The sequence below is a fragment of the Intrasporangium sp. genome (assembly GCF_040414665.1).
In the GTDB taxonomy this organism is placed as follows: Bacteria; Actinomycetota; Actinomycetes; order Actinomycetales; family Dermatophilaceae; genus Intrasporangium.
Genome location: NZ_JBEDUL010000093.1, coordinates 1 through 23,447 on the forward strand (window position 1 = coordinate 1; position 23,447 = coordinate 23,447).

General features: G+C 69.7%; 24 protein-coding genes. 13 read left to right on the top strand and 11 right to left on the bottom strand.

The window, feature by feature from the left end; translation table 11 throughout:
* Positions 1-103: 103 nt before the first annotated feature.
* From sufD to ABF401_RS10325, 6 genes are all read left to right on the top strand, one after another.
* Positions 104-1,324 (top strand): Fe-S cluster assembly protein SufD, encoded by a 1,221-nt coding sequence (gene sufD, locus ABF401_RS10300; protein ID WP_353509466.1) that lies wholly within the window; start codon positions 104-106, stop codon positions 1,322-1,324.
* A 6-nt stretch (positions 1,325-1,330) separates the two neighbouring features.
* Complete coding sequence (sufC, locus tag ABF401_RS10305; protein WP_353509467.1) at positions 1,331-2,101, top strand: Fe-S cluster assembly ATPase SufC; 771 nt, start codon at positions 1,331-1,333, stop codon at positions 2,099-2,101.
* Positions 2,102-2,162: 61 nt separating this feature from the next.
* Complete coding sequence (locus tag ABF401_RS10310; protein WP_353509468.1) at positions 2,163-3,488, top strand: aminotransferase class V-fold PLP-dependent enzyme; 1,326 nt, start codon at positions 2,163-2,165, stop codon at positions 3,486-3,488.
* Between the two features lies 1 nt (position 3,489).
* On the top strand, positions 3,490-4,026 hold the full coding sequence (sufU, locus tag ABF401_RS10315; RefSeq protein ID WP_353509469.1) for a Fe-S cluster assembly sulfur transfer protein SufU: 537 nt from the start codon (positions 3,490-3,492) through the stop codon (positions 4,024-4,026).
* Entirely contained in the window at positions 4,023-4,349 is a 327-nt protein-coding gene (locus tag ABF401_RS10320; protein WP_324145173.1) for a metal-sulfur cluster assembly factor, read from the top strand. Before sufU ends, ABF401_RS10320 begins: the two co-directional genes overlap by 4 nt.
* A 15-nt stretch (positions 4,350-4,364) precedes the next feature.
* The gene (locus ABF401_RS10325) at positions 4,365-4,973 is read left to right on the top strand and encodes an acVLRF1 family peptidyl-tRNA hydrolase (protein WP_353509470.1); all 609 of its coding nucleotides are present in this window, start codon (positions 4,365-4,367) and stop codon (positions 4,971-4,973) included.
* A 27-nt stretch (positions 4,974-5,000) separates the two neighbouring features.
* Here the strand turns inward: ABF401_RS10325 and ypfJ are convergent, their stop codons facing one another.
* The 3 genes from ypfJ to ABF401_RS10340 all read right to left on the bottom strand — a co-directional run bounded on the left by ypfJ (position 5,001) and on the right by ABF401_RS10340 (position 8,264).
* On the bottom strand, positions 5,001-5,963 hold the full coding sequence (gene ypfJ, locus ABF401_RS10330; protein ID WP_353509471.1) for a KPN_02809 family neutral zinc metallopeptidase: 963 nt from the start codon (positions 5,961-5,963) through the stop codon (positions 5,001-5,003).
* A gap of 149 nt (positions 5,964-6,112) precedes the next feature.
* Complete coding sequence (locus ABF401_RS10335) at positions 6,113-7,129, bottom strand: alanine racemase (protein ID WP_353509472.1); 1,017 nt, start codon at positions 7,127-7,129, stop codon at positions 6,113-6,115.
* 4 nt (positions 7,130-7,133) lie between these two features.
* Entirely contained in the window at positions 7,134-8,264 is a 1,131-nt protein-coding gene (locus tag ABF401_RS10340) for a lipid II:glycine glycyltransferase FemX (protein ID WP_353509473.1), read from the bottom strand.
* A 313-nt stretch (positions 8,265-8,577) separates the two neighbouring features.
* Here ABF401_RS10340 and ABF401_RS10345 point away from each other — a divergent pair, with 313 nt between their 5' ends.
* From ABF401_RS10345 to ABF401_RS10360, 4 genes are all read left to right on the top strand, one after another.
* Entirely contained in the window at positions 8,578-10,176 is a 1,599-nt protein-coding gene (locus ABF401_RS10345) for an ABC-F family ATP-binding cassette domain-containing protein (protein ID WP_353509474.1), read from the top strand.
* A gap of 118 nt (positions 10,177-10,294) precedes the next feature.
* Positions 10,295-10,480 carry a hypothetical protein gene (locus tag ABF401_RS10350; protein WP_353509475.1) on the top strand — a complete coding sequence of 62 codons (186 nt, stop codon included), beginning with the start codon at positions 10,295-10,297 and terminating at the stop codon, positions 10,478-10,480.
* 100 nt (positions 10,481-10,580) lie between these two features.
* Positions 10,581-12,485 carry an ABC transporter ATP-binding protein gene (locus tag ABF401_RS10355; protein ID WP_353509476.1) on the top strand — a complete coding sequence of 635 codons (1,905 nt, stop codon included), beginning with the start codon at positions 10,581-10,583 and terminating at the stop codon, positions 12,483-12,485.
* Positions 12,486-12,578: 93 nt separating this feature from the next.
* Positions 12,579-13,028, top strand: coding sequence for a DinB family protein (locus ABF401_RS10360; protein ID WP_353509504.1), 450 nt, complete (start codon positions 12,579-12,581; stop codon positions 13,026-13,028).
* Positions 13,029-13,068: 40 nt separating this feature from the next.
* Here the strand turns inward: ABF401_RS10360 and ABF401_RS10365 are convergent, their stop codons facing one another.
* Positions 13,069-13,887 (bottom strand): SURF1 family cytochrome oxidase biogenesis protein, encoded by an 819-nt coding sequence (locus ABF401_RS10365; protein WP_502908218.1) that lies wholly within the window; start codon positions 13,885-13,887, stop codon positions 13,069-13,071.
* Positions 13,888-13,919: 32 nt separating this feature from the next.
* On the opposite strand from ABF401_RS10365, the gene moaA reads away from it, so the two are divergent.
* Positions 13,920-14,972, top strand: coding sequence for a GTP 3',8-cyclase MoaA (moaA, locus tag ABF401_RS10370; protein ID WP_353509478.1), 1,053 nt, complete (start codon positions 13,920-13,922; stop codon positions 14,970-14,972).
* 109 nt (positions 14,973-15,081) lie between these two features.
* Here moaA and ABF401_RS10375 read toward each other — a convergent pair whose 3' ends face one another.
* Positions 15,082-15,324, bottom strand: a complete 243-nt coding sequence (locus ABF401_RS10375; RefSeq protein WP_353509479.1) for a hypothetical protein — start codon at positions 15,322-15,324, stop codon at positions 15,082-15,084.
* Positions 15,321-15,611 (bottom strand): DUF3099 domain-containing protein, encoded by a 291-nt coding sequence (locus ABF401_RS10380; RefSeq protein ID WP_353509480.1) that lies wholly within the window; start codon positions 15,609-15,611, stop codon positions 15,321-15,323. The genes ABF401_RS10375 and ABF401_RS10380 overlap by 4 nt, the downstream gene beginning before the upstream one ends.
* Positions 15,612-15,734: 123 nt before the next feature.
* Here ABF401_RS10380 and ABF401_RS10385 point away from each other — a divergent pair, with 123 nt between their 5' ends.
* Both ABF401_RS10385 and fabI read left to right on the top strand, forming a co-directional pair.
* Positions 15,735-16,484, top strand: coding sequence for a beta-ketoacyl-ACP reductase (locus tag ABF401_RS10385; protein ID WP_502908219.1), 750 nt, complete (start codon positions 15,735-15,737; stop codon positions 16,482-16,484).
* A 98-nt stretch (positions 16,485-16,582) separates the two neighbouring features.
* A complete protein-coding gene (gene fabI, locus ABF401_RS10390; protein ID WP_353509482.1) occupies positions 16,583-17,344 on the top strand; it encodes an enoyl-ACP reductase FabI in 762 nt (253 codons plus the stop codon).
* A 2-nt stretch (positions 17,345-17,346) separates the two neighbouring features.
* Here fabI and serB read toward each other — a convergent pair whose 3' ends face one another.
* From serB to glgC, 5 genes are read right to left on the bottom strand one after another with little or no spacing between them, the layout of a single operon-like run.
* Entirely contained in the window at positions 17,347-18,576 is a 1,230-nt protein-coding gene (gene serB, locus ABF401_RS10395) for a phosphoserine phosphatase SerB (RefSeq protein WP_353509483.1), read from the bottom strand.
* Between the two features lie 58 nt (positions 18,577-18,634).
* On the bottom strand, positions 18,635-19,474 hold the full coding sequence (locus ABF401_RS10400; RefSeq protein ID WP_353509484.1) for an LLM class F420-dependent oxidoreductase: 840 nt from the start codon (positions 19,472-19,474) through the stop codon (positions 18,635-18,637).
* Positions 19,475-19,521: 47 nt separating this feature from the next.
* The gene (locus ABF401_RS10405) at positions 19,522-20,961 is read right to left on the bottom strand and encodes an aminotransferase class I/II-fold pyridoxal phosphate-dependent enzyme (protein WP_353509485.1); all 1,440 of its coding nucleotides are present in this window, start codon (positions 20,959-20,961) and stop codon (positions 19,522-19,524) included.
* Complete coding sequence (locus ABF401_RS10410) at positions 20,951-22,129, bottom strand: M20/M25/M40 family metallo-hydrolase (RefSeq protein WP_353509486.1); 1,179 nt, start codon at positions 22,127-22,129, stop codon at positions 20,951-20,953. The genes ABF401_RS10405 and ABF401_RS10410 overlap by 11 nt, the downstream gene beginning before the upstream one ends.
* A complete protein-coding gene (glgC, locus tag ABF401_RS10415) occupies positions 22,126-23,385 on the bottom strand; it encodes a glucose-1-phosphate adenylyltransferase (RefSeq protein WP_353509487.1) in 1,260 nt (419 codons plus the stop codon). The genes ABF401_RS10410 and glgC overlap by 4 nt, the downstream gene beginning before the upstream one ends.
* Positions 23,386-23,447: the final 62 nt, after the last annotated feature.

Consider the following 23,447-nt stretch of genomic DNA (forward strand, 5'->3'; position numbering starts at 1 on the left):
ACCGCCTCATCGAGCTGCAGATGGAGGGTGCGGTCGGCTGACCGCCCCTCGTCGGTCGAGCCCTGTCGAGACCACGCCCGCCGTACTGGAAAGAGAGAACTTGGTGACAGCCGTTGCCGACGCGCTCGAGCTCGAGCGCGTGGAGTCCCACCTGCACCCCGAGGGGTCGTTCGAGGTCGACGACCACGTGGTGCCGACCGGTCGCGAGGAGATCTGGCGGTTCACGCCCCTCAAGCGGCTGCACGGCGTGCATGCGGACGCCGCCCTCGACGGCTCGGCGGTCCGCGCCGAGTACGACGCGCCCGAGGGCGTGGTGATCGAGAAGGTCGACGCGGGCAGCCCGGTCCTCGGCTCGAGCGGCTTCGTGCCGACCGACCGGATCGCCGCGCGGGTGTGGCACGAGGCCGGACAGCGGTACGCCGTCACCATCCCCGCCGAGGCCGAGCTCGACCGCCCAGTCATCGTCACCCTCACCGGGACCGACACCGAGCACGCCACGGCCACCCACGCCGTGATCACCGCGGGCGCCCACAGCCGGGCCACCATCGTGCTCCGCTTCGTGGGTTCGGCCACGCTGGCCGACAACGTCGAGATCGTGGTCGGGGACGGCGCCGACCTGACCGTGGTCAGCATCGACGACTGGGACGACGACGCGGTCCACGTGGGGCACCGTCACGCGAAGGTCGGCCGGGACGCTCGGTTCAAGCACGTCGACGTGACCTTCGGCGGCGACCTGGTGCGCCACGACACCACCGCGGAGTACGCCGGTCCCGGCGGCGACGTCGAGATGCTCGGCCTCTACTTCGCCGATGCGGGCCAGCACATCGAGCACCGGCTGTTCGTCGACCACACGGCTCCCAAGACCAAGAGCCACGTCACCTACAAGGGCGCCCTCCAGGGCGAGGGCGCGCACACGGTCTGGATCGGCAACGTGCTGATCCGCAAGGTCGCCGAGGGCATCGAGACCTACGAGGAGAACCGCAACCTCGTGCTGACCGACGGGTGCCAGGCCGACTCGGTGCCCAACCTCGAGATCGAGACGGGCGAGATCGAGGGAGCCGGCCATGCCTCGGCGACGGGACGATTCGACGACCTGCAGCTGTTCTACCTCCAGTCGCGGGGCATCCCCGAGGACGAGGCCAAGCGGCTCGTCGTGCGTGGCTTCTTCGCCGACATCGTCCGTGAGATCCCGCTCACGGACCTGCGTGACGAGGTCACCGCGGCGATCGAGGAGGAGCTCGCCTCCACCGCCTACGCGGCGCCCACCAGTGGCGCGAACCCCAGCCCAACCGACAGCAGCACCGACAGCACCAAGGAGAACTGACCCACGATGAGCACGCTCGAGATCAAGGGACTCACCGTCTCGGTCCACACCGAGGACGGCCCCAAGGAGATCCTGCGCGGGGTCGACCTGACCGTGAAGTCGGGGGAGACGCACGCGCTCATGGGTCCGAACGGGTCCGGCAAGTCGACCCTGGCCTACAGCGTGGCCGGTCACCCCAAGTACACCGTCACCGGTGGCACCGTGACGCTCGACGGCGAGGACGTCCTCGCCATGTCCGTGGACGCGCGCGCCCGAGCCGGCCTCTTCCTCGCCATGCAGTACCCGGTCGAGGTCCCCGGCGTCACCGTGAGCAACTTCCTGCGGACGGCCAAGACCGCGGTCGACGGTGAGGCACCGAAGCTGCGCACGTGGGTCAAGGACATGAAGGGCGCCATGGCCGACCTGCGCATGGACCCGTCCTTCGCCGACCGGAACGTCAACGAGGGGTTCTCCGGTGGTGAGAAGAAGCGCCACGAGATCCTCCAGCTGGAGCTGCTCAAGCCGAAGATGGCCATCCTCGACGAGACCGACTCCGGACTGGACGTCGACGCACTCAAGGTGGTCGCCGAGGGCGTCAACCGGGCCCGGGAGACCAACGACCTCGGGGTCCTGCTCATCACGCACTACACGCGCATCCTGCGCTACATCAAGCCCGACTACGTCCACGTCTTCGTCGACGGCCGGATCGTCGAGGAGGGCGGCCCCGAGCTCGCTGACCGCCTCGAGGAAGAGGGCTACGACCGATACGCGCCGGCCGCGGCCGCCGCGGATGCCTGAGCGGCCCGAGGGGACACCTACGAGGACACGTGAGAGGACACCCGAGAGGACATTGACCGAGATGCGTTCTGCCACCACGTCGCACGCCGACGCCTTCACGGACGAGGAGCTCGCAGCCATCCGCCGCGACTTCCCCATCCTGTCGCGCACGGTGCGGGACGCCAGGCCGCTCGTCTATCTCGACTCCGGTGCCACGTCACACAAGCCGACGCCGGTCCTCGACGCCGAGCGGGCGTTCTACGAGCAGCACAACGCGGCTGTCCACCGCGGCGCCCACCAGCTCGCCGAGGAGGCGACGAACGAGTACGAAGCCGCACGGGCCACGATCGCGGGCTTCATCGGGGCACCCTCGGACGAGGTCGTCTTCACCAAGAACGCGACCGAGGCGATCAATCTCGTCGCCTACGCCTTCTCGAACGTCGGCCCGACGGATGACCCGAAGGACGACCGCTTCGTGCTCGGCCCGGGCGACGAGATCCTGGTCACCGAGATGGAGCACCACGCCAACCTCGTGCCGTGGCAGGAGCTGGCCCGCCGGACGGGAGCCACGCTGCGCTGGATCCCGGTGGGCGCCGACGGGGCACTCGACCTGACCGGCCTCGCCTACCTGCTCACCGAGCGCACCAAGGTCTTCGCCGTCACCCATGTCTCCAACGTGCTCGGCACCATCAACCCGGTGACCGAGCTGGCCGAGCGCGCCCATGCCCTCGGCGCGCTCGTCGTCGTCGACGCCTGCCAGTCGGTGCCTCATCTGCCGGTCGACGTGACCAGCTTGGGCGCCGACTTCATCGCCTTCAGCGGCCACAAGATGTACGGGCCCATGGGCATCGGCGTCCTCTGGGGTCGGGCCGAGCTGCTCGAGGTCATGCCACCCTTCCTCACCGGGGGGTCGATGATCGAGCTCGTGACGATGGAACGGTCGACGTGGGCGCCCCCGCCGCAGAAGTTCGAGGCCGGCGTGCCCAACGCCGCCCAGGCGATCGGTCTCGCTGCTGCCGTCCGCTGGATCGAGCAGATCGGCATCCGGCGCATCCGCGACCACGAGGCCATGCTCGTCGACAGCCTGCTGGCCGGACTCGCCGAGCGCCCGTGGGTCCGCGTCGTCGGCCCGCGGCGCGGCACCCCACGCGGGGGTGCCGTGGCCTTCGTCGTCGACGGCGTGCACGCCCACGATGTGGGCCAGGTGCTCGACGACGCCGGTGTCGCCGTGCGGGTCGGGCATCACTGCGCCTGGCCGCTGCACCGTGCACTCGACGCGGCGGCGACCACCCGGGCGTCGTTCGCCGTCCACAACACCCGCGACGAGGTCGCCGCCCTGCTCGCGGCGCTCGACCGCGTGCCGGCCATCTTCGGGCTCGACGTGAGCAACCCGGCGAGAGCGAGCTGAGATGGACCTCTACCAGGAACTCATCCTCGAGCACTCGAAGCGGCCGCACCACGCGGGTCTGCGTGAGCCCTACTCCGCCGAGGTGCACCACATCAACCCCACGTGTGGCGACGAGGTCACCCTCAGGGTCTCCGTCGCCGGTGACGACGCAGACCCCGTCGTCCGAGACGTCTCCTACGACGCCAAGGGCTGCTCGATCTCGATCGCCTCGTCGTCAGTTCTCGCGGACGAGGTCATCGGCCGTCCGGTGTCCGAGGCCCTGTCCACCTTCGAGGCCATGCGGGAGATGCTCACCTCGAAGGGCACGGTCGCGGGCGACGAGGAGGTCATCGGTGACGGCGTCGCGTTTGCCGGCGTCGCGAAGTACCCGGCCCGGGTGAAGTGCGCGCTGCTCGGCTGGACGGCCCTCACCGACGCGCTGGCCCGCTCGGGCCAGGACATCAGCCGCGCCGCCACCGCCGCCCGCGCACAGTCCACGACAGCAGAGCCAACGACAGTCCAGCCAACGACAGCACAGCCCACGGGAGCGAAGTCATGACCACCCAGACCACCCCTGCCAACGTCGCGGACGTCGAAGAGGCCATGCGTGACGTCGTCGACCCCGAGCTCGGTATCAACGTCGTCGACCTCGGCCTCGTCTACGGGATCACCGTGGACACGCAGTCGCACGCGGTCATCGACATGACCCTGACCTCGGCAGCCTGCCCGCTGACGGATGTCATCGAGGACCAGACCGCACAGGCCCTCGAGGGGCTCGTCGCGTCCCACCGGATCAACTGGGTCTGGATGCCGCCCTGGGGCCCCGACAAGATCACCGAGGACGGCCGCGAGCAGCTGCGCGCGCTCGGCTTCAACCTGTGACCACCGCCGGCTGACGTGGGCTCGCGCGTCATCGAGGTCGACCCCGAACGGCTCGACCGGTGGCTCGCAGGGTTCGCAGATCGGCACGGTCCCGTCGAGTCGACGCGCGACGACACCGCGGATGGCGTGGTCGTCCGGGCGCGAGCGGCGGACGGCGCCTGCGTGGTGGCAACGCCTTTCGCCCACGACCCCCTCGGACTCGTCCTCGTCAGACGGGGTGGGTATGCCGCTGGGCTCGCCCTGGCCGGCACGCTGACTGCCGCGAAGGTCGGGTCCCGGCGGGTGCAGTCGCGTACGGCGGCGGGAGGCTGGTCGCAGCAGCGGTTCGCCCGTCGTCGCGACAAGCAGGCCGACGAGCTCGTCGACGCGGTGGTCCGGCACGCGCGACGCATCCTGCTGGCCGACGACGAGTCACCGGGACGGGACGCCGAGGGTTTGCCGAGGGGCCTCGTCGTCGGGGGCGACCGGGCACTCGTGCGTGAGGTGCTCGAGGCACCAGCGCTGCGCGCGCTTCGCGGCCTGCCGATGCGCGAGCTCTACGACCTCCCGGACCCGAGGCGCGACGTGCTGGAAACCGCCCTGCGCCGGGGCCGGGCCTACCGGATCACGCTCACCGAGGCCTGACGCTCGGCCGCTGCCGGATCAGGGGGTTCAGCTGACCCGCTCGACGCCGAAGGTGTTGCACTGGTTGATGTCACCGGTCTCGTAGCCCTGGTTGAACCAACTCATTCGGGCCTCGGCCGATCCATGGGTCCACGTCTCCGGGGTGACGCGCCCCTGCACCTTCTCCTGGATCCGGTCGTCACCGACCGCAGCAGCGGCCGAGAGTGCGTCCTTGATGTCCTGCTGGGTGATGGGCTGCAGCAACGGCGTGCCACCCGCATCGGTCGTCTCCGTCGCGTGCTTGACCCACGTGCCGGCGAGGCAGTCGGCCATGAGCTCGATCCGCACCGCGCCGGAGTTCGGCCCCTGAGGGTCCTGCTGGGCGCGGTTGAGGACGCCGAGCAGGTTCTGGACGTGGTGACCATACTCGTGGGCGATGACGTACTCCTTGGCGAGCTGCCCCCCGCTCGCGCCGTACTTGCTCTCCAGTTCCTGGAAGAAGCTGGCGTCGACGTAGACCTTCGAGTCGAGTGGACAGTAGAAGGGGCCGACCTGGGCGTTCGCGGTGCCACAGCCAGACTGCGTCTGTCCCTCGTAGATGACCGTCTTGGCCAGCTCGTAGTTCATCTGGTACTTGGGCAGGGTCTTGCTCCAGTAGTCGTTGGCGCTGTTCACCGTGGCGATGATGAGACAGACGTCGTCCTTGTTCGCGTCCGCTCCCGACTTGCACTGGGAGAACTCGGACTGCTGCACCTGGCCGCCAGCGGAGACCTGCTGTGGCTCGAGCTGCTGCGAGGGGAGTCCACCGGCGCTGCCGCCGCCCGAGTCGCCCCCGAGGATGCTGCCGCCTCCGAAGATGAGCATGAGGACGAGGAGGATGAGGCCGCCGATGCCGCCGCCGATCTGGATGCCGCCGGGGAAGTTGCCCCCGCCTCCGCCGCGCCCCATGCCGCCGCTCCCGCCGCTCTGCACCTGCGAGGTGTCGAGCTGGGCGTTCTCGTTGAAGCTCATGTCATGCTCCTGACGGCCTCCGCGCCGGGAAAGTCCCGGCAATCGCTATCACGAACCCTAGTCCGGCAGCCCATACCCACGGTGGTGCCAACTGACCGATTGTCGACGGTCGCCGTTTGGCGATCAGGTGCCCGCCGACATCTCGTCACTCAGTCGATGACCACGGCGTCCGGGTAGGCAGTGGTCAGCCGCATCCGCACCTGGACGGTGTCACCGATGGATGGGGGCGGTACCCCCGCGGGAAGCACGAGGAGGCTGCACTGCATGTGCGGCGGCTCGGCGAAGCGCGGCATGGTTCCGCTGATGGTGAAGGGGGAGCGGACCCGGTGGGCGGCCTCGAGCAGCCCCTCGGCGACGGCGATCGCCCGGCTGCGCGCCGTGGCCGCCGATGCAGGAGACTCCATGGCCACCCCGTGTGAGGTCCCCCCACTGACGACGACGAGGTGCCCGGCCGGCTGGGGGCGCTGCCGGTAGCCGACGCGGTCGCCCCGTGCCAAGGGCCGCACGTCCAGGACGTGTGCGCGTATCTCGTAGGCGGACCGATCCGCGAGCCACAGGTCGGTCCCCACGCGGGCCGAGAAGCGGTGCTCGGGGAAGCGTCTTCGCAGCTCGGCCACCTCGTCCGGGGTCGTGTGGGACACGAAGAAGGGACGGATCCCGCCGACTGCCTCGACGAAACGGCTGATCTCACCGATGTGTCCGGAGCCCAGCGGCAGGTGGAGGGCGACGCCCTCGCCGTAGCCCGCCGCCATCAGGTCGCCGACCCTCTCGACCGGTGCCCCGAACCGGCTCATCGAGGTGAGCCCCTCGACGACGACGCGCGCCCCGGGGTGGGCCGTGCGGAGCACATCCAGGTCCTCTCGAGCCGTGATGGTGTGCACGAGTCGGGGGTTTCCGAGGTCGGGAAGGGCGGAGTCGACGGAGCCGCGGAACGGCTCCATGACCAGGACGTCACGGGCGAACGTCGCGAGTGCCCCCGGAACCTCCGCGTAGGTCCCCACCGCGATGAGCGACACCCCCAGGCGGCCCGCCTCTGCGCAGAGCAGGTCCTGGCCGAATCCGTAGCCGTTGCCCTTGATGACGGGGACGAGGCTCGGGTTCGCGGCGAGCGCCGCATCCTGGGCGGCGCGCCACCTGGCACCGTCGACATGAAGGGTCAGGCTCATGACGTCACCGCACCTTCAGGTAGAGCGAGAACGCGGTGTAGAGCGCTCGGTTGAGCGGCAGGTCCCACTCACCGGCGAGGCGGACTGCCTCGCCGCCCGTCCCGACCTTGAACCGGATCAGCCCGATGTGCGGATTGTCCTCCGCCACCGTGTTCGTGATGCCACGCAGGTCGTAGACCGTCGCGCCGGCTGCGAGGGCGTCGCGCATCATCCGCCACTGGATGGCCGTCGACCCCTGCAGCTCTCGCTTGGCTGCCGTCGAGGCGCCATACGAGTACCACGCGTGCTGGCCGACCCGGATATAGATTGTCGCGGCAAGGACGTCATCCCCGTGCTCGGCCAGGTAGACGTGGATCCGGTCCGGGTCCTCGGCCGACATCACGCGGTACATCCGCTCGAAGTACTCGAGCCCGCGCGGCGTGAAGCTGTCGCGTTCTGCCGTCTCGAGGTAGAGCCGGTGGAAGGTCGTCAGGTCGGAGGCGTCCCCCACGCGGACGACGACGCCGTTCCTCTCGGTCTTCTTGATGTTCCGGCGCCACAACTGGTTCATCCCGGAGAGGAGGTCCGCCTCGGTCCTATCGGCGAGCGGGATCTGGAAGACGTACTCGGGTTGCCCCGCCAGGAAGCCGTCGTCCGCCGCGAGGTGCCGAAAACCCAGGCGCCGCAGGGTCGCCACAACGGTCGTGCCGAGCGGCTCCACAACGTCGGGTGTGGCTTCGTCGTAACGCCTCGTCGCAGGGTCGGCGATCGCCGCCTTGATCGTGGGTGCCTGCCATCGGTGGGTCTGGACAGGAGGGCCAAGGCGCAGTGCGAAGGCGCCGTTGGCCTTGAGGTGGTCGCGCAGGACCTTGAGCAACTCGACCAGACGCGGGGAGCCCCAGTCGATGCACGGCCCCTCCGGGATGTAGGCGAGGGACCGGCCGATCCTGGGCAGGCTGCGATGCAGGACGAGCGCTGCGCCCACCATGACATCGCCGTCGAACCAACCCACCGACTCGGCACGCCAGTCCGTCTTCACCTGACCCCAGGCGGGCGTCTGCAGGAAGCTCGCCGATGGCTGATCACGGAGCCACCGCCGATGCTCCTCGTCGGTGATGTCCCGGATGGAGATGGGGGCGCTGGCAGGCTGACTCACGGGGCATCACGCTACCGTCAAGGGATGGCGAAGCAGACTCCGTCCAGCTGTGTCGCCGACACCAGGGCCGCCCTCGACTTCTACGCCCAGGCTTTGCCAGCGGTGCTGCGGTGGCGGTGCACCTGCAGACCGAGGACGCGGGCGAGGGGCGAGTCGCCGTGCTGCGCGATCCGTTCGGCCACCGCTGGTTCCTCAACGACGAGTCGCCCTGACCGGCTACGCCATCTTCTCGGTCGAGAGCACGCTGCCGACGCTGGCAGAATGGTGAGGTAGCCAGGCCGCTGACGAGTGCGGCAAGAGGAAGGAACCTGCCGTGATCGTCGCCACCGGGATCGAGTTGCGCGCCGGAGCGCGGCTGCTGCTGGAGGACGCGAGCTTCCGCATCGACGCCGGGGACCGCATCGGTCTCGTGGGCCGCAACGGCGCTGGCAAGACGACGTTGACCAAGGTCCTGGCGGGGGAGGGGCAGCCAGCCGCCGGGACGGTCACACGGACGGGGGCCGTCGGCTATCTGCCCCAGGACCCACGGACAGGCGACCTCGAGATCCTGGCCCGGGACCGCATCCTGTCTGCCCGTGGCCTGGACGAGATCATGCGTCGCCGGGCGCGTGCCGAGGAGCGGATGGCGAGCGGGGACGAGACGGTGCGGAACAAGGCCATGGCGCAGTACGCGCGGCTCGAGGTCGACTTCGAGGCAGCTGGGGGCTATGCCGCAGAGTCTGAGGCCGCGGCCATCGCGGGTGCGCTCGGACTCGAGGAGCGAATCCTGACGCAGCCACTGCGGACCCTTTCCGGCGGCCAGCGCCGAAGGGTGGAACTGTCGCGAATCCTCTTCTCCGGCAATGAGACGCTGCTTCTCGACGAGCCGACCAACCACCTCGACGCGGACTCCATCGGGTGGCTCCGCGAGTACCTGCGCGGCTACAAGGGTGGGCTCGTCGTCATCAGCCACGACGTCGAGATGCTCGATGAGGTCGTCAACAAGGTCTATCACCTGGACGCGAACCGGTCCGCTCTCGACGTCTACAACATGGGCTGGAAGACCTACCTCCAACAGCGAGAGACCGACGAACGCCGGCGAAAGCGTGAGCTCGCCAACGCGCAGAAGAAGGCGAGTGCCCTGCTCGCGCAGGCGGACAAGATGCGGGCCAAGGCGACCAAGGCGACCGCGGCCCAGAACATGGCGAAGCGGGCCGAGCGGCTGCTGGCCGGGGTCGAAGGGGAGCGGGCGCAGGACAAGGTGGCCAAGCTGCGCTTCCCGAAGCCGGCGCCATGTGGCAAGACGCCGCTGCGAGCGTCCGGGCTGTCGCGGTCCTACGGCTCGCTCGAGGTCTTCACCGACGTCGAGCTGGCGATCGACCGGGGCAGCAAGGTGGTCGTCCTCGGCCTCAACGGTGCGGGAAAGACGACGCTGCTCCGGATGCTCGCCGGCATCGACGATCCCGACACGGGGCAGGTGGAGCCGGGGCACGGGCTCAAGCTCGGCTACTACGCGCAGGAGCACGAGAACCTCGACCTCGACCGAACCGTCCTCGAGAACATGAAGTCGGCCGCGCCACAGCTCGGGGAGACCGACGTGCGCAAGGTGCTCGGCTCCTTCCTCTTCTCCGGCGACGACGTCGAGAAGCCGGCCAAGGTGCTCTCCGGCGGAGAGAAGACGCGGCTGTCCCTCGCGCTGCTGGTCGTCTCGTCAGCGAACGTGCTGCTGCTCGACGAGCCGACGAACAACCTGGACCCGGCGTCCCGTGCCGAGATCCTGGGCGCCCTGTCGACCTACGAGGGGGCGGTCGTCCTCGTGACGCACGACGAGGGTGCGGTCGATGCCCTTCAGCCGGAGCGCATCCTGCTCCTTCCCGACGGTGTCGAGGACCTCTGGGGACCGGACTACAAGGACCTCATCGCCCTGGCCTGAGCAGGCTGAGGTTCTTCGGTCCGATCCCTGCCCAGGCACGCACCGAGTAAGAACCAATTATCGTCCACATAATGACAAGTTATTGCAGGTCGACGGTCGACTCAGGACACTGGATCGCATGCCGACGCACCGCCTCACCTGCCCGTACTGCGGTGGGGACGACCTGACTCCGTGGCCGGACCCGCTGCACGCGTGGTCATGCCTCGACTGCCTGCGGGTGCTGCGCGTCGAGCTGGTGCAGCCGGCTTCGGTGTCCGGATGGGGCGTCCTCAGAGCCGTGCGCCCGGTCCGCTCGGCGGCCTGAGAGGCAGACGGGCGGGAATCGTTGTCCCCGGCATGCGGTTTGATCGGAGGACGAAGGAGGGCCCGCCTTGGGGATGCAGCCGTGGATGATGATGCGGTCGATGTCGCGCGATCGCAGCGTGACCGAGCGCACCCTCGCCCCTGGCACTCGCCGCCGGGTGCTGTCCTATGCGGCTCCGTATCGCTCGTCGATCATCGCGTTCCTTTGCGTCGTCATCGTCGACTCAGTCCTCGTCGTCACCGTGCCGCTCCTGCTCAAGGCGATCGTTGACAACGGTGTCATCCCGAAGGACGCCAGCGTCGTGGTCCGGCTGTCCCTCGTCGTCGGTGGGATCGCCCTGCTCGACGCGTTGCTCACCACCGTCCAGCGCTGGTTCTCGGCGCAGATCGGTGAGGGTCTCATCAAGGACCTGCGCACCGAGGTCTTCGCCCACGTCCTGCGCCAACCCATCGCGTTCTTCACGCGGGCCCAAACCGGCTCGCTGGTGTCACGACTCAACAACGACGTGATCGGTGCGCAGCAGGCCTTCACATCGGTCCTGTCCAACGTCGTCAGCAACATCGTGTCGGTCGTGCTGGTCGTCGGCGCCATGCTCGCGCTGTCCTGGCAGCTGACCCTGGGGTCGCTCCTCCTGGTTCCACTCTTCCTCTTCCCCGCCAAACTCATGGGCCGACGACTCGCGGAGCTGGCTTCTCGCCAGATGTCGCTCAACGCCGACATGGGCACCCGGATGACCGAGCGCTTCAATGTGGCGGGCGCGCTCCTGGTGAAGCTCTTCGGGGACCCGAAGCGGGAGGAGTCGGAGTACGACGAGCGGGCCGCCCGCGTCCGCGACATCGGCGTCCAGATCGCCATCAACCGCACCGTCTTCATGGCGGCGCTGACTCTCGTCGCTGCGATGGCGACCGCCATGGTCTACGGGTTCGGCGGCGTCATGGCCGTCAACGGGACGCTCACCGTCGGAACACTCCTCGCCCTGGCCGCCCTGCTGGCCCGCCTGTACGGGCCTCTGACCTCGTTGTCCAACGTCCGGGTCGACATCATGACGGCGCTGATCTCGTTCGAGCGCGTCTTCGAGGTGCTCGACCTCAAACCGCTCGTCGACGAGCGCCCAGGTGCAGTGCCGCTGCCCGAGGAACCACTGGGTGTCGAGCTCGACGGCGTGTCGTTCCGCTATCCCTCGGCTGATGAGGTGTCGCTCGCCTCGCTCGAGGCGACCGCAAGTGGCGATCGCCGCGCTGGTGGAGAGGTGCTGCATGGGGTCAGCGTCACCGTTGAACCGGGCCAGCTCGTGGCCCTCGTCGGCCCCTCCGGTGCGGGCAAGACGACGTTGACCTCACTGGTCGGCCGCCTCTACGACCCGACCTCAGGGGCCGTTCGCATCGGTGGGCTCGACCTGCGCGACGTGACCCTGTCCTCGCTGCGCGACCGGCTCGGCGTCGTCACGCAAGAGGCCCACCTGTTCCATGACACGATCCGGGCCAACCTGCTCTACGCCCGCCCCGATGCCACCGAGGCGGAGATGGCCGCGGCGCTGCGGGCGGCACAGATCAGTGACCTCGTCGACGATCTGCCCGAGGGACTCGACACCGTGGTCGGAGACCGCGGCCACCGCCTCAGTGGGGGCGAGAAGCAGCGCCTGGCCATCGCTCGGCTGCTGCTCAAGGCGCCCGACATCGTCGTCCTCGACGAGGCGACGGCGCATCTCGACTCCGAGTCCGAGGTGGCCGTGCAGCGCGCCCTCGATGCCGCGCTCACCGGCCGGACCTCGATCGTCATCGCCCACCGACTCTCGACGATCCGCCAGGCCGACCTCATCGTCGTGCTCGATCACGGCCGCATCGTCGAGACCGGTCGACACGCCGACCTACTGGCCGCCGAGGGGCTGTACGCGCAGCTCCACGCCACGCAGTTCGCAGACTCCCCTCGAGCTGCCGTCGGCCTGTCGACCGAAGCGTTCGGAGCGGAGCCGGTCGGGCTGCCCGCAGCCCCTCCGCTGTCGTGACCAGCCCAGGTGCCTATGCTCCCCGATGTGGCAACCGACCCGCGCAGCCTCACACCGGAGGCGTTCCACGCGCCCATCAAGACGCAGCTCGAGATGTTCCTCGATGACCACCGCGCAGCCCTCAATGCGTGTGTGGACGGGCTGACCGAGGAGGAGGCTCGGCGCTCGCTGGTCCCATCACGGACGACGCTGCTCGGGCTCGTCAAGCACGCGACGTTCGTCGAGGGCGTGTGGTTCGACGAAGCGATCACCAGGCGGTCCCGGTCGGAGATCGGGATTCCGGCGAGCCCGGACGAGTCGTTCATCCTCGACCCGGCGGACACGATCGACAGCATCAGGGCCTCGCACCAGCGCGCCTGCGCCGCCTCTCGCGAAGCCACGACCGGACTGGGGCTGGAGGACATCGTCACCGGGAACCGCCGCGGCCCGCTGCCGCTCCGCTGGGTCTACCTCCACATGATCCGGGAGCTGGCGCAGCACTGCGGACACGCGGACATCCTGCGCGAGCAGATCCTCGCCGCACGCGGTCCCGAGAACTCCTGAGGCAGACGACCATTCGGCCGGCGTCGTCGAAGGGGTGCGGTCAGGCGTCCTCCTCGTCCCAGATCCGGACCTTCTTCGGCTTCACGGGGACCTCCTCCCGCGAGCCCTCGGCCGATTGGACCACCTGACGACGGATCGCGAACCACACGAAGACGAGGCCCGCTGGCATCGTCAGCCACCACTGGATGGCGTACGCCTGATGCGGGCCAAGCCCTTCGTCGGGGCGCGGAAGCGGGGCAACGGGGTGGCCACCCGCTGGCGCGCTCGGCGTCTGGGAGCCGAGCACGACGTAGGCGTCAACATCGCTCAGCTCGGGAGCACGCGCCCGCGCGTCCGAGATGCTGATGCTTGCGAGCTGGGGGGCCGGTAGGTCGCGGCCGAGATCGGGCTCACCGCTTCGGAGCCAGCCGACCACCTCGACCTGGCCCGATGGGGGAGGGTCGGCCGAGGGCGTGTTCTCGGCATCACGGGCATTGGGCACCCATCCCCGGTCGACGAGAATGGTCAGGCCCCCCGTGGTGAACGGTGTGAGGACCTCAAAGCCGACCGTCTGGTCCTCGGTGCGGTTGCGCACCATGAGGTCAGGACCGGGTCGGTAGGAGCCGTGCAGGATCACCCGGCTCCACTGCTCCTCGGCGGTCAGCCCCGCCCGGCTCCCGTCGCCATCGGCGGCTTGGCCGAGGAGGGTAGCGATCGGCACCGGAGCAGCTTCGTAGTTCTGTTCGATCGCCGTGACCTTGATGCGCTTCTCGACGTGTCGGCTCCACTGCCACGAGCCGAGCATCCAGCACGCCACGCCGAAGAGGATGGCGACGACGGTCATGAGCAACCATCGTCGAGTGAGCCAGAGCCGGAGCACACCACGACGCTACCCGGCTTAGAGTGGTGGTCATGACGCGCCTTCCGGATCCCATCGTCCGGCCCACCGACGCGATCAGCAGGCCGGCTGGGCAGACGGGTCTTGTCGACCAGTTCGGTCGGGTGGCCCGAGACCTACGGGTCTCGGTGACCGACCGCTGCAACCTGCGCTGCACCTACTGCATGCCCGCCGAGGGCCTGCCGTGGATGCCCAAGGCAGAGATGCTGACCGACGAGGAGATGCTCCGGCTCATCCGGCTGTTCGTCCGGGACGGCGTCACGCAGGTGCGCCTGACCGGCGGGGAGCCCTTGCTGCGCAGGTCCCTCGTCGAGCTCGTGGCCGGCATCGCCGGGCTTGACCCCCGCCCCCGGATCGCCATGACGACGAACGGCGTGGGCCTCGAGCGCGTCGCCCAGGGCCTGGCCAGCGCGGGTTTGGACCGAGTCAACGTCAGCCTCGACACGATCGACTCGGAGACCTTCACCCGTCTCACTCGCAGGGACCGGATCGCCGACGTGGAGCTCGGCCTCAAGGCCGCCGCGGGTGCCGGCCTCACCCCCGTCAAGGTCAACGCCGTCGCCATGCGCGGCGTCAACGACGACAGCGTCGCGGACGTCCTCCAGTGGTGTCTCGACCGCGGCTACGAGCTGCGCTTCATCGAGCAGATGCCGCTCGATGCCCAGCACGCGTGGGACCGCCGCGACATGGTGACCGCGGACGAGATCCGGGCACGGCTGTCCGAGCGCTTCACCCTGACGGCGCTGCCCGCGGAGGAGCGGGGGAGCGCGCCGGCCGAGCGTTTCCTCGTGGACGGTGGCCCAGAGACGGTGGGCATCATCGCGAGCGTGACCGCGCCCTTCTGTGCCGCCTGCGACCGGACCCGGCTGACCGCCGACGGCCAGGTGCGCAACTGCCTCTTCTCCCGCACGGAGACCGACCTGCGCACCCCCATGCGCGAGGGCGCCACCGACGACGAGCTGCTCGACCTGATGCGCGGCGAGATGTGGCGCAAGCGCCGTGGGCACGGGATCGGTGCGCCGGACTTCGTGCAGCCGGACCGTCCCATGTCGGCGATCGGCGGCTGACCCGAGATCCGAGGGCTGGTCCCGCCGGTTGCGGACCCAGGTCCCGGTCTGGCGGGGTTCGCGGGACCTGGCCCGCCAGCTGCGGAACCGTGGTCCCGCTCTGCCGGCGTCAGCCGTCCGCGTCGGTCAGTTCGCCCACGGGTATCACCTCGATGAGGAAACCACGCAGCCCGACGAAGTCCGCCAGTGACTGTTGGTGCTCGTCGCAGGCGAGCCAGACCTTGCGCCGCCCTTCGACATGCAGCTTCGGGTTGCGCCAGACGACGGCGTGGGTCGCCGAGGCGCGGCAGCCCTTCGCGCTGCACACGTGGTCCTCGGTCCTCGGAACCGGACCGGTGAGCGGCTCCGTCACTGCTCGAGCCGGTTGCGGTCCGCCTGGGGAGTCACCGGCTGAATCGTCCCTGACTGGCTCGGTCGCACGGCGTTGGCAGTGACGACGGCGAAGTACGGCAGCACGACCGCGCCGATGATCGCCACCCAGCGCAGCCAGCCATGGAGCACGAAGACAAGGCCGAAGCACGCGACGCGGATGCCCATCATCGTCAGATACCGCCGGATGCGCTGGGCCTGGTCGTCAGCGGGCGAGGTCTGCGCCGAGGTGACGGTGTGCACCACGGGTCGCTGCTTGCCTTCTGCCACCCATCCACCATAAGCCCGGTGCGAGCGGATGATCCGGGCGCCCCCGAGCAGCTTCGGCCTACCCATCGGTAGTCCACTAGGTTCGGGCTGACCCCGCGGCGCTGGAACCGGCCGCGTCGAATGATGGATCGTCCAAGGCGAAGGAGAGACCAGGTGGCAGACACGGAGCCGCGCAACGTGCTCGTGACGGGAGGCAACCGAGGCATCGGCCTCGCCATCGCCCGTGCCTTCGAGGCCGCCGGCGACAACGTCGTCATCACGCACCGGTCCGGAGTGCCACCAGAGGGCCTGCAAGGGGTCATCTGCGAGGTGACGGACACCGCCTCGGTCGACCAGGCGTTCACGGCGGCGGAGGAGATCTTCGGCGGCCCGGTCGAGGTCCTCGTGGCCAATGCGGGCGTCACTCGTGACACGCTGCTCATGCGGATGAGCGACGAGGACTTCGACACGGTCATCGACACGAACCTCGCCGGTGCCTTCCGCTGCGCCCGCCGCGCCGCCACGGGAATGATCCGCAAGCGTAGGGGCCGCATCATTCTCATCTCGAGTGTCGTCGGGCTCTACGGGTCACCGGGCCAGACGAACTACGCCGCCTCCAAGTCGGGCCTCGTCGGACTCGCTCGCTCGATCACCCGGGAGCTCGGCGGCCGCGGCATCACGGCCAATGTCGTCGCACCCGGGTTCATCGACACCGAGATGACCGCCGTCCTGCCGGAGGATCAGCGCAAGGCCTACCTCGCGAGCATCCCCGCCGGCCGCTTCGCCACGCCCGAGGAGGTCGCGTCCGTCGTCCGCTTCGTCGCCAGCGACGCCGCCGCCTACATCACCGGCGCCGTCATCCCCGTCGACGGAGGACTCGGCATGGGGCACTGACCCAGCTCAGCGGCATACGGCACGAGCGTTTTGCCGTATGCCGCTCAGCCCGCTTTCGCTCGCACGCCGCCTCCCACACGAGAAAGTCACGAGAAGACATGGGAATCCTCGAAGGCAAGAAGCTCCTCGTCACCGGAGTCCTGATGGACAGCTCCATCGCGTTCCACGTCGCGAAGATCGCCCAGGAACAGGGCGCGGAGGTCGTCCTGACCTCCTTCGGACGGACGATGAAGATCACCCGGACCATCGCCAAGCGGCTGCCCACGGCGCCCGAGGTGATCGAGCTCGACGTCGCGAACCAGGGCGACCTCGACTCGCTGGCCGATCGACTCGGCGAACACATCGACCACCTCGACGGCGTGCTGCACTCCATCGGTTTCGCGCCCCAGGGCGCCTTCAACTTCCTGGAGGGTTCGTGGGAGGACGTGTCCACGGCGCTCCAGATCTCCGCCTACAGCCTCAAGTCGCTGTCGGTGGCGGCGCTCCCGCTCATGTCGAACGGCGGAAGCGTCGTCGGCCTCACCTTCGACGCGAAGTTCGCCTGGCCGGTGTACGACTGGATGGGCGTGGCGAAGGCGGCGTTCGAGTCGACCAACCGCTACCTGGCCCGGGACCTCGGCCCCAAGCGTGTCCGGTGCAACCTCGTGGCTGCCGGGCCGATCCGCACCACGGCGGCCAAGTCGATCCCGGGTTTCGAGCAGTTCGAGCAGGTGTGGGATGAGCGGGCGCCGCTCGGCTGGGACGTCAACGACCCGGTGCCGGCTGCGCAGGCGTGCGCGGCGCTGCTCTCCGACTGGTTCCCCGCCACAACGGGCGAGATCGTCCACGTCGACGGGGGCGTGCACGCCATGGGGCAGTAGCGTCAGGGGCGAACCCCGGGCACCGGCGGAGCGGCGGTCGGGGTCCCGTCGTCCAGGTCCGCCTCCTCGATCTCCTCGCGCGTGATGCCCAGCAGGTAGAGCACCGAGTCGAGATACGGCACGTTGACACTCGTGTGCGCCTGCTCGCGGACGAGCGGCTTGGCGTTGAAGGCGACGCCCAGGCCCGCGATGTGGAGCATGTCCAGGTCGTTCGCGCCGTCACCGATGGCCACGGTCCGGCTCAGCGGCAGTCCCTCCAGCGTCGCGAACTCCCGCAGGGCGGCCGCCTTGCCGGCGCGGTCGACGACCTCGCCCACGAGGCCACCGGTGAGGACGCCGTCGCGGATCTCGAGCCGGTTGGCACGCGCATGGTGGATCCCGAGCTCGGCCGCCAGGCCGCCGACGATCTCGATGAAGCCACCGCTGACGAGGCCGACCGTGAACCCGAGGCGCTTGAGGGTCCGCACGAGAGTGCGGGCTCCCGGCGTCAGGACGATCTCCTGCCGCACCTCGGCGAGCACCGACTCAGGGAGGCCCGCAAGGGTAGCCACCCGAGCGCGGAGCGATTGCTCGAAGTCGAGTTCGCCGGCCATGGCACGAGCGGTGACGGCAGCCACCTCGTCCTCGCGCCCGCAGTGGGCCGCGAGCATCTCGATGACCTCCTGTTGGATCAGCGTCGAGTCGACGTCGAGGACCACGAGGCGCCGTCCGCGTCGGGCCAGCCCGCCGGGAGCGACCGCGATGTCGATCGCCGACGACGCTGCGACGAGGGCCAGCTCGTTGCGGAGCGCGGGCACGAAGGCGCCGCTGATGTCGAACTCGACCGTCGTGACCGGGTAGCGCGACAGCCGCCGGATCCGGTCGATGTTCGCGCCGTGGTCGGCGATCTGCGCCGTGACGAGGCCCACGGCGTCGGCGAGCAGGGGAGCGCCGAGGACCACGACGGCGGCGCGGCCCTGTCGCGGTCGTGCGTTGTCACCGCTGCCCTCGAGCACGGTGAGGGAGAGCCCGAGCCGGTGTGCCGCGACCGCCGCGGCGTCGCGCAGGTCGTCGGAGTGGTCACCGGGATCGAGGAGCAGGGCGAGGGTGAGGTGCCCGTGCACGGCAACCTGCTGGATGTCGAGGACCTCGGCACCGGTCCCGCTGATCGCCCCCAGAATGGTGCTCGTCACACCTGGTCGGTCGTCTCCCGTCAGCGTCAGGCTCAGGGTCTGGACGTGCTCGCTCGCCACGGTCGAAAGGCTAGCCAGCCGGGCTCCCGGGCGACGCATCGATCCGGCATGCGACCGGTCACACCGCGTTGGTCTCGTCCCGCCACTGGAGCAGGTCCCGGACCCGACTTAGGTCCGGATCAGTCGCGGAGATGCTGGCGGTGAACAGGCGAGTGCCCACGTCGTACAGCCGCTGAGCGTTGCCGGCGTAGTCCGCCCGCTGGTCCGGGTTGCGGCCGGGCACGAAGGCAACGCCGGCGGACCGCTCGATGTCCAGCGGGTCGCGCCCGCGCCTCCGGCACCACTCGTCGAGCACCCGGTGCTTGTGAGCGATGACGTGGTCGTCGCCGAAACCGTGCCAGATCGTCGCGTGCTCGGCGACGATCCGCAGCGTCTTGCGCTCACCCCCACCGCCGATGAGGATCGGGATGTCGCGCGTCGGCTGGGGGTTGAGCCGCTCCCACCGCCGACGGATGACCGGCAGGTCCTTGGCGAGGTCGTCGAGACGGCTCCCTGCGGTCCCGAACGCGTAGCCGTACTCGTCATAGTCACGCTGTGCCCACCCGGACCCGATCCCGAGGATGAGGCGCCCACCACTGACGTGGTCAACGGTCCGTGCGACGTCGGCGAGCAGGTCAGGGTTCCGGTAGGAGTTCCCCGTCACGAGGCAGCCGATCTCGACCCGTTCGGTGACCTCCGCCCAGGCCGCGAGGATCGTCCATGCCTCGAAGTGGGCCCCATTGAGGTCGCCATTCAACGGGAAGAAGTGGTCCCATGTGAAGAGGATGTCCGCCCCGAGCTCCTCGAGTGTCACTGCGAGAGAACGGATCTGCGACCACGAGGCATGCTGTGGCGGGATCTGGAACGCGACCCGCGCCGGCCTCGGGTCCGTCACGCTGGTCGGTGCCGTCGAGCTCATGTCTCCTCCACGGATGGGATCGTATGCCGCTGGGCTCGGTTGAGTGGTCAACCGTGCCCTGCGCCGTCGGCCCGGAGCACGCGGAGGGTCTGCAGGGTTGGGTCGGAGGCGTACGCGACCCGGGTCCCGTGCCTCTGGGCCGTTCTCAGCGCCTCCACCGCTGCTGTCGTGACCTGTTCGCCGGGTGCCAGCACCGGGACTCCCGGCGGGTAGGGCGCGACGAGCTCGGCGCAGGTGCGCCCCACCGCAGCGTCCGTCGGGACCGTCTCGTGCGGTGCGAAGAACGCCGCTCGCGGCGTCGTGACGACGATCGGGTCGACGTTCCACGCCGCTGCGGGCGCGACAGGACGTGGCGCGCCGCGGTGGCGCTCCAGAGCCGTCATGAGGCGGTCGGCGAGCCGACCGACACTGAGGTCGTCATCGGCCATCGTGACCAGCGCGACGATCGTGTCCCGGTCGGCCATCTCCACCGGGAGACCTTCCGCGATGAGGTCCTGCTCGACGCGGATGCCATCGGCTCCCGTTCCGCCGAGGACGAGCGTCAGCTTGGCCGGGTCGACGTGCGGCCCGTCAAGGACGACGAGGCCCGGGATGACCGAGAACCGGGCCCGGGCGCGAGCCACGCGATCGACGAGGGCGCCGAGCAGCTCGAGACCGTCCCGGGCGAGCAGGGCGCGGGCCGCGTCGGCGCTGGCCAGGATGGCGCCGGCCGGGCTCGTCGTATGGGTTGCCTCGACCGCCGCGTCGAGCCGTGCCGGGTCGATCCGGTCGGTGCGAGCGAGCAGATAGGCCGCCTGCGACCACGCTGGCAGCGTCTTGTGCGCCGAGGTCACGAGCGCGTCGGCGCCGAGCGCGAGGGCGTGCTGGGGCAGCGCCGGGTGGAAGCCGAAGTGGGCCGCCCACGCAGCGTCGACGATGAGCGGCCGGCCGTGTCGGTGCGCCACCTCGGCGAGCCCGGCGACGTCGCCGACCGTCCCGACGTAGGCGGGGTCACCGACGAGGACGGCGACCGCGTCCGGTGCCCGGCGGAAGCCGTCCGCCACAGCGGCAGGACTCACGCCGAGGGGAAGGCCGGTCGCTGCGTCGAGGTCCGGCCGGAGCCAGACCGGCTCGAGCCCGGCGAGGACGAGACCGAGGAGCACCGATCGGTGGAGCGTGCGCCCGACGAGGACCTGGTCGCCCTCGGACCCGATGGCCAGCGCGAGGGCCTGGTTCGCATGCGTGGAACCGCCGACCGAGAAGCGGCACACGTCGGCACCCCACAGGTCGGCAGCCCGCGCTTCCGCGTCGGCGAGGACGCCGCTCGTCAGCTTCACCGTGTCGAGGCCGCCGTAGAGCGGCACGTCCCCGGCCACGACATCGCCCACCAGGTTGGTCCGGTGCTTGTGGCCGGGAATCGTGAAGGGGGTCGGCGCCTTCTCCGGGAAGCGCAGCCACGCGTCGAGCAGGGGCGCGTCGTCACGCAGACCCCGTGGATCAGTGGGCATCGAACCCCTCCCCGAGGGACTCGACGGCCGCGACGATGGCCTCGGGGAAGGCGCGGACCTGTCGCAGGTCGACCCATTCGTCGACCGAGTGCAGCCCTCCTCCTGACGGTCCACAGACGAGCGCGGGGATCCCGTTCTCCTCGAAGAGCGGTGCCTCCATCCAGTAGGGCGCCGCGAAGTCCGTGCCCGTCCGGCCCGGAGTCGTGACGAGCCGTTCGTCGAGGACGGTCGCAAAGGTCCGCGCCGGCCCCGCTGGCTGCAGCATCCACGACTCACGGGCGACGACCAGCTGCGCGGTGGCCGTCACCGTCGGGTCCTCGTCGCGCAGCCGCGCCAGGAGCGTCTCGACCTCGGCGAGCGTCCCCGTCGACGACTCGGCGGAAGCGGTCCGGCGCTCGATGATCGCGAGTGCCCGGTCCGCGACGGTGAAGGGAGCACTGCCGCCGCGGACCACGCTGACGAGGAGCTCCCCACCGCGGGCCCGGATCGGCGCCCGTGCGGCCGCGACGGCGCCCAGGAACCGTCCCAGGTGTGCCACCGCGTCGACCCCTTCGTCCGCCTGGGACGCGTGCGCCGCCCGTCCCGCGAACTCGACCTCGACGACGGCGAACCCGCGCAGGCTGACGGTGAGGTCGAGGTTGCTCGGCTCGGCGACGAGAGCCAGGTCGGGTCGCAGACCGGTGGCCTCCAGCTGGGCGAGCACGGTCTCGGTGCCGAGACTCCGGTCCTCCTCGTCCGCGACGAGCGCGAGCACAACAGAGGTGCGCCCGCGCCGGGCGAGCTCCTCGGCGGCGACCACGATGCCAGCCACTCCGCCCTTCATGTCCGCCGCGCCGCGGCCGAGGAGACGGTCACCGTCGATCCGCGGACTGAACGGCTCGGCCATCCCGGCGACGCCGACGGTGTCGAGGTGGCCGTTGAGCAGGAGGCAGGGACCCGGCGCCGAACCGTGGTGCCAGGCGAGCAGGCTCGGCCTGTCCGGATGGCCGTCCGGGGTCACGACGAGCGTGGTGAACCCGGCCCTGTCGGCCCGCCGCCGCAGGTGCTCGACGATCGCCGACTCCCCGGGCGCTCCGTCGACGAGCCCGGGGTTGACGGAGTCGATCGCGAGGAGCTCCTCGAGCAGCTCGACCGCCTGCTCACCCAGGTTGCGTGGGGCGGCACTCACCGGACGACGGTCTGGCCCTTGCCGATGACGACGATCCCCGTCTCGGTGACGTGGAAGCCCCGGGCCACGTCGTGGTCCCGGTCGAGCCCGATCTGCGCGCCCTCCGGCACCACGACGTTCTTGTCGATGATCGCGCGCCGGATCTGGGCATGGCGGTGAATCTGCACGCCGTCGAGGATGACCGACCCCTGGACGCTGGCATACGAGTGGACGTGGACGAGCGGAGACAGGACCGACGCGTAGATGTGGGCCCCGGACACGACGACCCCGGGGGACACCGCCGAGTTGAGGGCCTCGCCGATCCGGTCGCCGCTGCCGTGGACGAACTTGGCCGGGGGATAGGGCTGGTGCTGCGTGTAGATGGGCCATTCGTAGTTGTAGAGGTTGAAGACCGGGTGGATCGACACGAGGTCCATGTGCGCGTCGTAGTAGGACTCGATGGTGCCGACGTCGCGCCAGTAGCCGCGGTCGCGGTCGGTCGCACCCGGTACGGGCGTGTCCTTGAAGTCGTAGACCGCGGCGTCACCGCGAGAGACGAAGTCGGGCACGATGTTGCCGCCCATGTCGTGCTTGCTCTCCGCGTTGTCGCGGTCGCGCGTGACGGCGTCGATGAGGGCCTCGGTCGTGAAGACGTAGTTGCCCATCGACGCGAGGATCTCGTGGGGGGCGTCCGGCAGTCCACGCGTCTCCGTGGGCTTCTCGAGGAACGCGGCGATCTTCGTCGGGTCGCTCTCGTCCACCTCGATCACGCCGAACTGGTCGGCGAGCGAGATCGGCTGTCGGATCGCAGCGACGGTGCACCCGGCACCGCTCTCGATGTGCTGCTCGACCATGTGGCTGAAGTCCATGCGATAGACGTGGTCTGCCCCGACGACGACGACGATCTCGGGCTTCGCGTCGTCGATGAGGTTGAGGCTCTGGTAGATCGCGTCCGCGCTCCCGAGGAACCAGTTCTTGTCGACCCGTTGCTGGGCCGGCACGGTCGTCACGTAGTTGCCCAGGAGGGTGGACATGCGCCACGTCTTGGTGACGTGCGCGTCGAGGCTCTGGGACTTGTACTGCGTCAGGACAACCACCTGGAGGTAGCCGGAGTTGACGACGTTGGACAGGGCGAAGTCGATCAGGCGGTAGATGCCGGCGAACGGGACCGCCGGCTTGGCCCGGTCAGCGGTGAGCGGCATGAGCCGCTTGCCCTCTCCTCCTGCCAAGACGATCGCGAGCACCTTGCGGTTGGAGTTCGGGCTTCGGCGCGCCATGTCCACACCCTAGGCGGGAATGCCCCGGCGGGGGAGGCTTGCCCGGATCGGGGCGCGTCGCG

Excerpts from the sequence above, each read along its gene's own strand:
- fabI (WP_353509482.1), top strand. The coding sequence starts at position 16,583 with ATGGGAATCCTCGAAGGCAAGAAGCTCCTCGTCACCGGAGTCCTGATG.
- ABF401_RS10400 (WP_353509484.1), bottom strand. The coding sequence starts at position 19,474 with ATGAGCTCGACGGCACCGACCAGCGTGACGGACCCGAGGCCGGCGCGG.
- ABF401_RS10350 (WP_353509475.1), top strand. The coding sequence starts at position 10,295 with ATGCCGACGCACCGCCTCACCTGCCCGTACTGCGGTGGGGACGACCTG.
- sufC (WP_353509467.1), top strand. The coding sequence starts at position 1,331 with ATGAGCACGCTCGAGATCAAGGGACTCACCGTCTCGGTCCACACCGAG.
- ABF401_RS10335 (WP_353509472.1), bottom strand. The coding sequence starts at position 7,129 with ATGAGCCTGACCCTTCATGTCGACGGTGCCAGGTGGCGCGCCGCCCAG.
- ABF401_RS10360 (WP_353509504.1), top strand. The coding sequence starts at position 12,579 with ATGTTCCTCGATGACCACCGCGCAGCCCTCAATGCGTGTGTGGACGGG.
- sufU (WP_353509469.1), top strand. The coding sequence starts at position 3,490 with ATGGACCTCTACCAGGAACTCATCCTCGAGCACTCGAAGCGGCCGCAC.
- ABF401_RS10320 (WP_324145173.1), top strand. The coding sequence starts at position 4,023 with ATGACCACCCAGACCACCCCTGCCAACGTCGCGGACGTCGAAGAGGCC.
- ABF401_RS10405 (WP_353509485.1), bottom strand. The coding sequence starts at position 20,961 with ATGCCCACTGATCCACGGGGTCTGCGTGACGACGCGCCCCTGCTCGAC.
- ypfJ (WP_353509471.1), bottom strand. The coding sequence starts at position 5,963 with ATGAGCTTCAACGAGAACGCCCAGCTCGACACCTCGCAGGTGCAGAGC.
- moaA (WP_353509478.1), top strand. The coding sequence starts at position 13,920 with ATGACGCGCCTTCCGGATCCCATCGTCCGGCCCACCGACGCGATCAGC.
- ABF401_RS10385 (WP_502908219.1), top strand. The coding sequence starts at position 15,735 with ATGGATCGTCCAAGGCGAAGGAGAGACCAGGTGGCAGACACGGAGCCG.
- ABF401_RS10355 (WP_353509476.1), top strand. The coding sequence starts at position 10,581 with ATGTCGCGCGATCGCAGCGTGACCGAGCGCACCCTCGCCCCTGGCACT.
- glgC (WP_353509487.1), bottom strand. The coding sequence starts at position 23,385 with ATGGCGCGCCGAAGCCCGAACTCCAACCGCAAGGTGCTCGCGATCGTC.
- ABF401_RS10310 (WP_353509468.1), top strand. The coding sequence starts at position 2,163 with ATGCGTTCTGCCACCACGTCGCACGCCGACGCCTTCACGGACGAGGAG.